This is a genomic window from Chamaesiphon sp. VAR_69_metabat_338 (genome assembly GCF_031423935.1).
Classification (GTDB): Bacteria; Cyanobacteriota; Cyanobacteriia; order Cyanobacteriales; family Chamaesiphonaceae; genus Chamaesiphon.
In genome coordinates this window covers 1-10,490 of sequence record NZ_JANPGM010000373.1, presented here as the reverse complement: position 1 = coordinate 10,490, position 10,490 = coordinate 1, and the positions used below count along the sequence as shown (strand labels likewise).

The following is a 10,490-nucleotide window of genomic DNA, read 5'->3' as shown; positions in this document are numbered from 1 at the left end:
AGTTGGAGTGGCGATTTTCTTGACTGAAAACTTTTTAAAGCCAAATATTCTCCAACCGATCGCGTTTACGATCGAACTCTTAGCCGCAGTGCCGAGTGTAGTTTATGGTTTGTGGGGTTTATTCGTGTTTTTGCCAGCACTCAAACCCACATTCCAAGGGCTGCATAACTACTTTGGTTGGATTCCCATGTTCTCGACCGAGCCGAGCGGACGGCAGCTATTTGGGGCGTCACTAGTACTGGCAATCATGATTCTGCCGACGATTATTGCGATCTCCCGCGATACGCTCAACTCCTTGCCACCCAAGCTCCGGCAAGGAGCCTACGGTTTGGGGGCGACGCGGTGGGAAACCATCGTGCGGGTGCTATTACCAGCAGCTCTATCGGGGATTATCGGTTCGGTAATGTTGGCATTAGGGCGGGCTTTGGGTGAAACGATGGCACTGGCAATGCTGGTAGGGAATGCCAATCAGGTCAATATCTCGTGGTTGTCGCCTGCTTCGACGCTCTCTTCGCTGATTGCCAATCAATTTGGTGAAGCCAGCGGTCTTCAGAAGTCGTCGTTGTTTTATGAGGCTTTGATTTTGATGGTTTTAACTTTGGTGGTGAATGTTCTGGCTCAGCTACTGGTCAGTCGTTTTCAGCAGGTGGAGTAATTTGCACGATAGCTCGTGTGTTCTAGGTGAGGCGGTAGGCGATATATACTTGTGTGATGCGAGTTTTGCTGGTGAGGATAAAACCCGGATCTGGGGGTTCCGACCCCCAGACCCCCCGTTGAGGAGGCGGGGTGCCGCCCCTCAAACTCCCCTGCACAATGTTCGATCTGTGTGAAGCGGGGTGGGGGTCGTAATGACGATTACCTACGGTAGGCTTCGCCAACGCACAATGGATAGATCTGGGGGTGCCCACCCCCAGACCCCCCCGCGGAGGCAAGAGTGATTTATTTGTTACTGGGCGTAGGTTGTCAGGATAAGGGGCAGATAGTTTCGATCGCACAGTTGACAGTTTTTATCTAGGAAGTACCAAAATAAAGATTGAAATCGATCGCCAACACGACAAAGAGGCTGTCACAGGAATTGTGACAGCCTCTTTTTATAGCAGTTGTCAAGCTTGTTAGGACACATCCCCGACTTCTCGAAGAAGTCGGGGATGTAGCAGTAATGGTCGAATTGTCCTAACAGCCTTGGCTATTGCTATAGATGGGAACGCGATTATTTAATTAGTTTAATCGTCGTACTCAGTTTTTGGCCGACCTTCCCTAGTGGTGCTAATGGTTTCCCGTCGCGCGATACTAGCAAGCCACCAGCATTATTGGTATTGATAGTTACTTGCTTGGTCGCAATCCAGCTCAGTTGCATTCCGGGCTGGAGATTGCCAGTAAACTTGGTAGTCCCGTCAATCCCGATTTGCGCCCAAGTGGGACTTTGAATCGAGATCCCAATTTTGACATCTGCCAATTTTGGCGATGGCTGCGAGTTTAGCGGTTGGATAGCAGCAATCCCCGTCTGTGGTGCTGGAGTTAGATTGCTAGGATCGATCGCTCGCGGTTTGACGGCTCGATCGAGTAATACAGATGTTAGCGCACTCAAGCAAATAATCGCCAGCGTGTAACCGAGATAAATTTGCCAAGGATTAAGCCGAATCGTCGGATTAAAGCCCGTCATCTGGAGTTTGGTAGTTGGCTCGAAGGTGGCTGCTTCTGGCTCCCAATGAGGTACCTGCGCTGAGACGGCAATCCCATTCAAACCGAGGCTCTCACTATAGCGTTTGACCAAGCCCTTGACGTATACAGGTTCGGGCAACATTTCCAGATGACCTTCTTCAATGGCTTGAAGCAATCGCGGTTGAATCCGCGTCCGGGCAGATAAATCCTCGATCGACAATTGCCGTTGCTGACGCAATTGCCGCAACTGCGAGCCGATCTCTTGCAACACCTCACTTGGCGTTGGTGGCTGGGGCGCGGGTTCGTTGACAATGGGTGTTGGCAAAGGACGAGGCTCTCGGGAAGAGATGACACTAGTGAAAATGCTAGTTAGTGAGAATTTAGAAAGTTTGAGCGTAGTAATGTGCTTGAGCGGTGCCAGTAGAGTCACGATCGCTGATTGTGGGGGTAGTGTTAAGGGATAATCGGGGGTGTTTGTTTGGGGATTGGGTGTTGGCAGTTGGCAGATTTACCTGGGTTAAGTAACTCTACATCTGCGCGATCCCCAGTAGATTGGAGAATGAGAAGTTCTGATAATTGCAGCTGGCGGTAAGAACCGACCGGCACTGGCACATCTCCATCAATGCTAATATTACCAATACTGGTACGATGAAGATGTAAAACTGGATGCGATAATCGATCTGCCACGCGTCTGATTTGCCGATTTCTGCCCTCTGTGAGGACAATTTTCAGCAAAGTTCGATCGGTTTGTTGTTTGACAACCTCAACTCGGGCGGGCAATGTAGATCGCCCATCCAAGTCGATTCCGTTTCGCCAAGCCACTAGGACTGAGGCGGAAGGGCGACCTTGTACCCAGACTGCATAGGTTTTAGCAATATGATGACGCGGGTGGGTCAGCCGAAATGTTAGTTCGCCATCATTGGTGAGTAACAACGCGCCACTGGAATCAATATCTAATCTACCTACTGGATGAATTCCTTCATCCACTCGCAGTTGTGGTGGTAGCAATTCCAATACTGTCGGACGACCTTGGGGGTCGGAACAGGTGGAGACTACACCGACTGGTTTATTGAGTAGCAAGTATATGTGCTCCGGTCTACTCTGTACTGCAATTAGTTTACCATCAACTTCAATTCGATCGGTAGCTGGTTCTGCTGTTTGTCCTAATATAGCTACTTCACCATTAACCCTCACTCGTCCAGCCAAGATTAACTGTTCCGCGTGCCGTCGGGAAGCAATCCCCCATTGAGATAGAATTTTTTGGAGCCGTGCGGCCATACGCTAGGGAATAGGGAGTAGGGAGTAGGGGATAGTAATCATATTGTAGGGTGCGTTACCGCAAAGCGTAACGCACCAAAGATAATAGCTCTGCTAGTTGAAGATCGAAAATGTCAAACATTCCACACCGTTAATCTAGTATTCACTGGCAAGTAGCGACTATTTACATGTAAACTCTTTTGCAGAAATATTACATATTTAAAAGAGCGACTCAATTGACTAATCAAACTAGAGGGATTGTGGGTTCGGTGCTAGCACCTGCTTGTCGGGTCTGGCTGCGATCGCAAGTATCTCATGTCGATGACCTCCAAGTAGAAATCGCTGGCGGCAGTCGGCAAATTTTGGGCGGCAGGATTCCACGAGTAGCTGTCGGGGCGGTAGGGGCGATCTACCAAGGCTTATCGTTGGGATCGATCGATCTGGTTGCTGAAGATATTCGGATTAATTTGCCTCAAGTCATCAAAGGTCAACCCTTATGCTTGCTCGCGCCGATTGGGGTGCTTGCTGATGTCAAATTCAGCGAACGCGATTTGCAGGCTTCTTTGGCTGCCCCTCTGCTCTCCCAAGCCATTACCGATCTGCTCGGTCAAATTCTAGCCACCGATCTCACACAGTCCAACTGGCAGATCGACTGGGAACGTCTGGAAATTGTCCCCCAAACCTTAATTTTACAAGGAAATCTTACCCTTGGCGATCGCACGGCACCGATCGAAATCGCGATGGGCATCGCCATTCACGATGGACATCTGCTCGACCTCGATCCCCTCAAAATTACCTGCGCGCTCGATCTCCCTGGCAAGGACATCACCAGTCACCAAATCGATCTCGGCTCCGATGTGGACATTACTCAACTCACCCTCCAAGCTGGCACACTTCACTGCCAAGGACGCATTCAAGTTAATCCATAAAATACCCCCTCCCCGCTCTCAAATTCTCCGTTTAACGATCGTAGCTCTAGCCACCCCCCAAATCGATCGAACCCTTCGCACCCGATCGATCGTCGATAATTGTTGCTGATAAAGCTGGCGCACAGAGCGGATCTTGTTGCCACCCGCCTCGATCGCTTGGCGGGATTCGATCGCCATCAACAGATCCCACTCCCGCTCCTGGCGATCGCACCAATTGGCGATGGCAACTATTTGTGTGCGCAACTTTAGCGTCAGGAGCGTCACGACGAAAATTACGATCGAGATCGCGCAATTGCCATAGACTACGGTACTAACTAAATCCCTCATCGCAATACCCCACCGACCGATCGGACTCGATCGAACTTTAACACCAAACAATGTTTGCCAATTTACTTGCCAAGTTTAGCACGATGGTGATATGATAATTGACGTACGCAACGCGCACAAACATAATCCTCGGTAGCTCAGTGGTAGAGCGGTCGACTGTTAATCGACTGGTCGCAAGTTCGAATCTTGCCCGGGGAGTAGTCAAAAATTAGATAGAGTATGGTTCCGAGCGATCGCCAGACGCATCGGCAAATCTTCATACATAGCTAGTATTCACAGTGTGGAAACAATCTGTTAGGATAACAGTCCATAGTGATTATTGTCGATCGCAATGTCGTGTAAATTATTGACACCTCAATCGTTGGCGTAAGCGCAAAGCGCAGGCGTTGCCAACGCGTTCGCGAAGCGTCTGCCTGCGCAGAAGCGTTTGCCTCAGCAAAAGCCTCCTGGAAAGGGAATCGTGACAATTAATCGCACCGATCCGAAAGTATCGAGACTACTAGTTTTATTTCTACTATACAAATGTTTAAATCGTCGATCGTTTCGATGGCACTCTTGGGTACAATCGCGCCCTTAATTGCCATTGCGCCCCAGCCAGCCCAAGCACTGCCAGAAGCTCAAATCATTGACAAACTTCAGAAAGTACCCGTATTTACGATCGCCAATAACACGGGAAATTTTCTCCAACAGAGTGTGACAGCAGCGGGGAAGACACGCACGATTATTCCGGTATTCATGGAAGCTAAAGATGCCGATGGTTTCTTTGACAAACTTAAAAAAGCTCGACCAGAGCAGGCTAAGGTTGCCAAAGTTACCCCCGTGCCACTGAGCGAGATTTACAAGCTCCAGATGGAATTGCAGAAAAAATCATCTGAAGTCAACTTCATCTTTTTTCCGACCGAGCAGCAACTCAAGAATGCCCAAATTCTCAAAAAACCGTATCAAGCCAACGCACTTTATCCAGTGCCGCTGTTCATGATTGCGATCGAGCAAAATGGGAAATTTTCCACAGTCCAGGAAAATAATTTAACACCACTATTTCTGAGCAAAAATCAAGCGCAACAGTGGTTAGATCGGGTCAAAAAGAAAGATGCCAAATTAGTGGCTAAAGCCCAGATCAAAGTTAATTATCTGCATGTCGTGATGGCTGATTTTAAGACCAAAAATTATGCCGGTCAACAGCAATTAGTCTTTGTCCCCTCTTTAGAAAGTATCGACAGTGCGCGCAAATTACAAGCAGCTCAACCGAAAACTCCTGCGAAAAAATAAATGGCGGTAGTGCGAATTACCGGACGGGAACTCTGGACGTGGCGCAAATGGGCACTCGACATCGCTACAGTTCGCGGTATTAGCGATCGAGAAGTTGATTGGTTGCTGCAATCGGTAGCCGATCTCGATCGATTGACGTTGCGGCTAGAATCGATTGCCGCCGATGGCTCGATCGAGATGAGCATACCACTCGATCGATTGTCGGCGTTATGGCTCGATCGGGTCGATCGGGATCGGCCAGTCCAGTATCTCATCGGCAAGACATTTTGGCGAGATTTCGAGCTGATTGTCTCCCCAGCGGTATTGATTCCGCGTCCGGAGACTGAGTCAATTATCGATATCGCGATCGAGTTTAGCAATAGTACTCAGCAACAAGGCATTTGGGTCGATTTGGGGACGGGTAGCGGCGCGATCGCGATCGGCTTGGCCAAGACGTTACTTAATGCGAGTATTTACGCTGTAGATTGCAGTCCCGCTGCTTTAGACATCGCCCGACTCAATGCGACGCAATTGGGTGTGCTCGATCGAATTCAGTTTAGCCACGGTAATTGGTGGTCGTCATTAACACCGCTCCAAGGCAAAGTAGCGGGAATGCTCTCCAATCCCCCCTATATTCCCTCTGCGGAGGTGCTCCAGCTCCAACCGGAGGTTGCGAACCACGAACCACATCTGGCGTTAGACGGCGGTAGCGATGGCTTAGATGCAATTCGGATTTTGGTGGATACGGCACCGACATACCTTCAGGCTGGTGGCCTGTGGCTGATAGAAATGATGGCGGGACAGGGTGCGGCAGTTGCCGACTTGTTGGCGCGACAGGGGAGTTATACAGATATTCAGATTATCGACGATTTGGCCGGACTCGATCGCTTTGCCTGCGCGAGATTACGCGACTAGTTGCCAGAAATCGAAAACACCCACCAGCACTGTGCTGGTGGGTGTTCTATTTGACTAAAATCTGCCTGTTTAAATTTTTAAATTAGACGCGACGTAAGTTGAGTAATTCTTTCGGCGAAGCTAGAAGATCGATCGCCACAAAGAAGATTTTACCTTGAGGATCGAGCAAGAACCGCCAAGCGATGTTCATGCCGACGCTGGCACCAAACCACGGCGTTTGGACTTTACCAGTCACTTTGACTTGCGTATAACCATCATCGATTTGTTCGACGACACCGCGTTCTGGTAACATTTTCAGGCCGACACATTCTTCCCGCATGTAAGTCAGGATGGCGGCTGGGCCGACAACGGGAGATTGGAATGGCGGCTGGAGCGCGCCTTCTTCGACAAACAGACTCGATGCCGCGATGAAGTCGAAGGCATTCATGTTGTCGATGTAGCTCAATACGGTATAGTTATCTACACCTTCGATCGCGGCCCGCGAACGATCTGCAAAAGCGCGAGGTGTAACCGAGGGAGCTTCCCGTTTGTCATAATCTTGACCGCGTGCGGGGTCAAAGCCCATGTTCACTACCGTATTCCGCAGGACGGTGATTTGTTGACCCGCATCGAGCTGCTTGATGGTATCGAGCAATTCACTTGCTTCTTTAGAAGGTACGTAGCCAGCCGGAATCGGCGCAACTAAGCCCTGTTTCATCATTTGACCCAGTTCGTACCAGAAACCGAGCTTGGTATTCATCCGAAAAGACGTAAAAGTTCGGCAAATAGGAGTATCGGTATGCATGGCCAGATCGGTCATCACCTGAGTCTGAGAGTCAGGTTGCATGGATTTGATCAAGTCGAGTAGCGGTTGTGCCAGTGCCATGCTGGCCGAGCCGGTAGCCGCAGGCGTAATTGTAATGCCCATCTCAGTGTAAGCGTACCAAAGTAACGCTAATTGGTCTTCGACACTGAGTTGGTCGAAAGCCGCAGTTACAGCGGGAACAGCATCAGCGATTAGAGTATTGGAAAAAATTGACTGGGCAGATTTTAGTGTAATAGACATAAGTGCTATGGCCCCAAGTAGGATAAATAGATATTTGCCAGGTTGTTTTTATAAAACTTTACCATTCGTTACAATACTATAACGATGCCTACCCAAAAAGCAAATTACCTGAATCGAGGTGGTAATGTGCCGTGAATCGGCTACAGATGTATGTTAATCGATCGCCGGTCGCTAAATTTCGAGGATTCATGAACAACCCGTCATTACAAATCGCATTGACAATTATCGGCTTGTGGACGATGAGCCTGTGGAGCTGCTTGCACCTTCAGCTCGATACTCTGCCGCCGCTGTGGCTAATCGGTGCGATCGGATGGCAAACTTGGCTGTATACGGGACTATTTATTACCGCTCACGATGCGATGCATGGCAGCATCCACCCATTGCCACAGATCGATCGGGCGATCGGGCGATTGTGTCTGTGGTTGTATGCTGGATTTGACTACTCGTTACTCGCCGCCAAGCATCATTTACATCATCAATATCCAGCGAGCGAACGCGATCCCGATTTTCACGATGGCACTGCTACCAATTTTTTGAGCTGGTACGCACATTTCGTCTGCGAACATTTTAGTTGGCCGCAAGCCATCAATTTGGTCTTGATGTTGGGGGTTTATGCCAGTATCTGTTATGGTGCGGCAGCGCATGGCGACGATCGTCAATCGCTGTTGTGGAGTATCGTCAACCCGATTGTCTTTTGGGCGATTCCTTCGCTGTTGAGTTCGCTGCAATTATTTTACTTTGGGACATTCCTACCCCACCGCGAACCGCCTGATGGCTACAGCAATTCTCACCGCGCTCGGACGATCGCCAGATCGCACTGGTGGTCGTTGCTGAGTTGTTATCATTTTGGCTACCATCAGGAACACCATCAATCGCCTTACATACCCTGGTGGCAGTTGTATCGATCGAGACAATCTTTGGAATAGTAACAAATTGTCAATAAGTATCCTTCGATCGAGAGATTTCTAGTTTTATGAGGTCGATCGAGCTACCATTTAACATGGTTGAGATCGGTAATTTCACGGCTATCGCTCGCAATCGATCGCCAGCCCATCAAAATAGTCAAACGTTCTTCAATATTTCTTAATAAATCGGGGTAAAATTAAGATATGTCGATCGGTGCTTGTGCTTAGCATAAAAAATCTCCCAGACAAGTGCCGGAAGACACCGCCGACTCTGGGTAATAAATAGCAGAATTACAGATATAAGGTAATTCATCCACAACTTCAACAGCCTTGAGCTGAATGAATCATGTTCGATCCTATCTCCGCACCTGTCATAGTTCGTGTTATTTCCAGTGCTTACCTTCTATCTACTTGCTTGTTATTGAGCTTTACCACCTGTGCTTGGTGGACGCTCTCCCATCTCGAACACCAAGACGATCGTTTCTCCAACTGGTTTGGTTAGGTCGATCGACATCGACGGCGAAAGATCGCCAAATGCTGATATAATTTAAAATCCTTGCTTCCTACCACCATCTGTGTGGCTATCGAGGCCAATTGTGTCCATAAGGAGAATCTGTGAGCGACAAATACGAAATCATGTACATTCTGCGTCCCGACTTATCGGACGAGCAGACCGACCAAGCGATCGCCAAATATCGCGAGATTATCGAAACCAACGGTGCTACTGACATCGAGATCCAGCAACGCGGCAAACGCCGTCTTGCCTACCCGATCGGCAAAAACCGCGACGGGATCTACGTCCAGGTCAACTACACTGGTTCTGGTAAAGAAATTGCCCCCTTGGAACGATCGATGCGCCTGAGCGAAGACGTCATCCGTTACTTGAGCCTCAAGCTCGAACCGCCCAAAAAAGCCGCCAAAGCAGCGGCTGCGGCACTAGCTGCTGAGAGTGCCACGTCAGCCTAGTCGTTACCTGAATATTCATATCTAATCACTTGAGCTAATAGCCCGCACCTGCGGGCTATTGTTTTGGAGATCGAAAAATAAATCTAGTCAGCCCAAACAGTAGACTGCTGGCAAAGTAGTGAAAACCCGATCGGTTCGAGTACTATTGACGGCAAAAATTCCCCCAGTTCAGCCCTGAGATCCCCAAACTTCGGCCAGCAATCTGATTATTTAGGATTGCCAAAAAATGTTCAGGAACTTATCAACGCCCAAACACTTCAATTAAAATGTAACTCAAGCCAAAATTCGATCGATTGGTTTCACACCTGGTTATATGACACCTCCACACATTCGCAGTAATTTTTACCCTTTATCTCGTTCGCTATTGCTGGGAATCATCACTAGCTGCTTAGGTATTTTAGTTGGGATCGTACCGGATTTCACCGCACCACAACCCAGCGCATATTTTAATAGCTCGGCACGAGCGGACGAGTTTAGCGACCCCGAGCTGCGTAACTATGCCTCTGCACTGCTGCAAATCGAACCAGCTCGCCAATCTGCATTAGCCCAAGTCAGCCGCGCTAATGGTGGCAATCTACCCAACCTAGTTTGCAATCAGCCCGCGACGATGGAAAGTTTAAATAGTGAAGCTAAATCGCTATTTGTTAAATACTGCAATCAATGCGAGAGTATTGCCGCTAGTCGGGGATTGAGTATCGAAAAATTCAATCAAATTACGCAAGCCGTGCGTGGTAATCCACAATTACAAAATCGCGTGCGGGGCTTTATGAGTAATTAGTAAACGATCGCAATTCGGTAGAACCGACGCTGCGCGAGCGAACTAATCTAGAAGGGGATACAATAGCAACGATCGTCTAGTGAGGTCAACTCTAACGTGTCCCAGGATTCTTCCTCTGCTGCAACTGCAATCGTACTTACCAACAGATTGGATCGTCATGGCGATCTTACGCATCTACCACCACCGCTAGTCCTCTCCTTAACTGCTGAGGAGCGCACCCGCAGCCGCCACAGCTTTATCGCAGCAGATAACACTAGCGTACACTTGCAACTACCACGGGGTACGATTCTTCAGCACGGGGATCTGCTCGCGTCCGCGACTGGTGAAACCTTAGTGCAAATAACCGCCAAGCCAGAGCAAGTTTTGACGCTCACTAGTGATGACACCCTAAAATTGTTACGCGCGGCTTACCATCTCGGCAATCGTCATGTCAGCCTGGAGATCTCACCGATGTATCT

Annotated in this window: 13 protein-coding genes and 1 tRNA gene; 10 read left to right on the top strand and 4 right to left on the bottom strand. The window is 49.0% G+C overall.

Annotated elements, in window-relative coordinates:
- A partial coding sequence (gene pstC / locus RMO84_RS10510; RefSeq protein ID WP_310488413.1) for a phosphate ABC transporter permease subunit PstC occupies positions 1–655 on the top strand: 655 nt, incomplete at its 5' end.
- Between the two features lie 555 nt (positions 656–1,210).
- On the opposite strand, the gene RMO84_RS10505 is transcribed toward pstC, so the two are convergent.
- The gene (locus RMO84_RS10505; RefSeq protein ID WP_310488412.1) at positions 1,211–2,092 is read right to left on the bottom strand and encodes a RodZ domain-containing protein; all 882 of its coding nucleotides are present in this window, start codon (positions 2,090–2,092) and stop codon (positions 1,211–1,213) included.
- A 23-nt stretch (positions 2,093–2,115) separates the two neighbouring features.
- On the bottom strand, positions 2,116–2,940 hold the full coding sequence (locus RMO84_RS10500; RefSeq protein WP_310488411.1) for a pseudouridine synthase: 825 nt from the start codon (positions 2,938–2,940) through the stop codon (positions 2,116–2,118).
- Between the two features lie 215 nt (positions 2,941–3,155).
- Here RMO84_RS10500 and RMO84_RS10495 point away from each other — a divergent pair, with 215 nt between their 5' ends.
- Positions 3,156–3,848: a DUF2993 domain-containing protein gene (locus RMO84_RS10495; RefSeq protein WP_310488410.1), complete on the top strand. Its 693-nt coding sequence runs from the start codon at positions 3,156–3,158 to the stop codon at positions 3,846–3,848.
- 18 nt (positions 3,849–3,866) lie between these two features.
- Here RMO84_RS10495 and RMO84_RS10490 read toward each other — a convergent pair whose 3' ends face one another.
- Entirely contained in the window at positions 3,867–4,226 is a 360-nt protein-coding gene (locus tag RMO84_RS10490; RefSeq protein ID WP_310488409.1) for a hypothetical protein, read from the bottom strand.
- 75 nt (positions 4,227–4,301) lie between these two features.
- Between RMO84_RS10490 and RMO84_RS10485 the strand changes: the two genes are divergently transcribed.
- The 3 genes from RMO84_RS10485 (at position 4,302) to prmC (ending at position 6,338) form a co-directional block, all read left to right on the top strand.
- A tRNA-Asn gene (locus RMO84_RS10485) sits at positions 4,302–4,373 on the top strand.
- Positions 4,374–4,697: 324 nt separating this feature from the next.
- Positions 4,698–5,444: a Tic22 family protein gene (locus RMO84_RS10480; RefSeq protein WP_310488408.1), complete on the top strand. Its 747-nt coding sequence runs from the start codon at positions 4,698–4,700 to the stop codon at positions 5,442–5,444.
- Positions 5,445–6,338, top strand: a complete 894-nt coding sequence (prmC, locus tag RMO84_RS10475; RefSeq protein ID WP_310488407.1) for a peptide chain release factor N(5)-glutamine methyltransferase — start codon at positions 5,445–5,447, stop codon at positions 6,336–6,338.
- A gap of 82 nt (positions 6,339–6,420) precedes the next feature.
- Here prmC and RMO84_RS10470 read toward each other — a convergent pair whose 3' ends face one another.
- Entirely contained in the window at positions 6,421–7,383 is a 963-nt protein-coding gene (locus RMO84_RS10470; protein ID WP_310488406.1) for an orange carotenoid protein N-terminal domain-containing protein, read from the bottom strand.
- 188 nt (positions 7,384–7,571) lie between these two features.
- On the opposite strand from RMO84_RS10470, the gene RMO84_RS10465 reads away from it, so the two are divergent.
- The 5 genes from RMO84_RS10465 to RMO84_RS10445 form a co-directional block, all read left to right on the top strand.
- On the top strand, positions 7,572–8,309 hold the full coding sequence (locus RMO84_RS10465) for a fatty acid desaturase (RefSeq protein WP_310488405.1): 738 nt from the start codon (positions 7,572–7,574) through the stop codon (positions 8,307–8,309).
- Positions 8,310–8,634: 325 nt separating this feature from the next.
- Positions 8,635–8,790, top strand: a complete 156-nt coding sequence (locus RMO84_RS10460; RefSeq protein WP_310488404.1) for a hypothetical protein — start codon at positions 8,635–8,637, stop codon at positions 8,788–8,790.
- A gap of 113 nt (positions 8,791–8,903) precedes the next feature.
- A complete protein-coding gene (gene rpsF, locus RMO84_RS10455) occupies positions 8,904–9,254 on the top strand; it encodes a 30S ribosomal protein S6 (protein ID WP_396135826.1) in 351 nt (116 codons plus the stop codon).
- Between the two features lie 313 nt (positions 9,255–9,567).
- The gene (locus RMO84_RS10450) at positions 9,568–10,032 is read left to right on the top strand and encodes a DUF4168 domain-containing protein (RefSeq protein ID WP_310488403.1); all 465 of its coding nucleotides are present in this window, start codon (positions 9,568–9,570) and stop codon (positions 10,030–10,032) included.
- A gap of 96 nt (positions 10,033–10,128) precedes the next feature.
- Positions 10,129–10,490 (top strand): urease accessory protein UreE (locus tag RMO84_RS10445; RefSeq protein ID WP_310488402.1); only part of this gene is annotated, 362 nt, incomplete at its 3' end.

Bases quoted from the DNA above. Each gene is read 5' to 3' on its own strand.
- prmC (WP_310488407.1), top strand. From the start codon at position 5,445: ATGGCGGTAGTGCGAATTACCGGACGGGAACTCTGGACGTGGCGCAAA.
- RMO84_RS10470 (WP_310488406.1), bottom strand. From the start codon at position 7,383: ATGTCTATTACACTAAAATCTGCCCAGTCAATTTTTTCCAATACTCTA.
- RMO84_RS10450 (WP_310488403.1), top strand. From the start codon at position 9,568: ATGACACCTCCACACATTCGCAGTAATTTTTACCCTTTATCTCGTTCG.
- RMO84_RS10500 (WP_310488411.1), bottom strand. From the start codon at position 2,940: ATGGCCGCACGGCTCCAAAAAATTCTATCTCAATGGGGGATTGCTTCC.
- RMO84_RS10460 (WP_310488404.1), top strand. From the start codon at position 8,635: ATGTTCGATCCTATCTCCGCACCTGTCATAGTTCGTGTTATTTCCAGT.
- RMO84_RS10465 (WP_310488405.1), top strand. From the start codon at position 7,572: ATGAACAACCCGTCATTACAAATCGCATTGACAATTATCGGCTTGTGG.
- RMO84_RS10480 (WP_310488408.1), top strand. From the start codon at position 4,698: ATGTTTAAATCGTCGATCGTTTCGATGGCACTCTTGGGTACAATCGCG.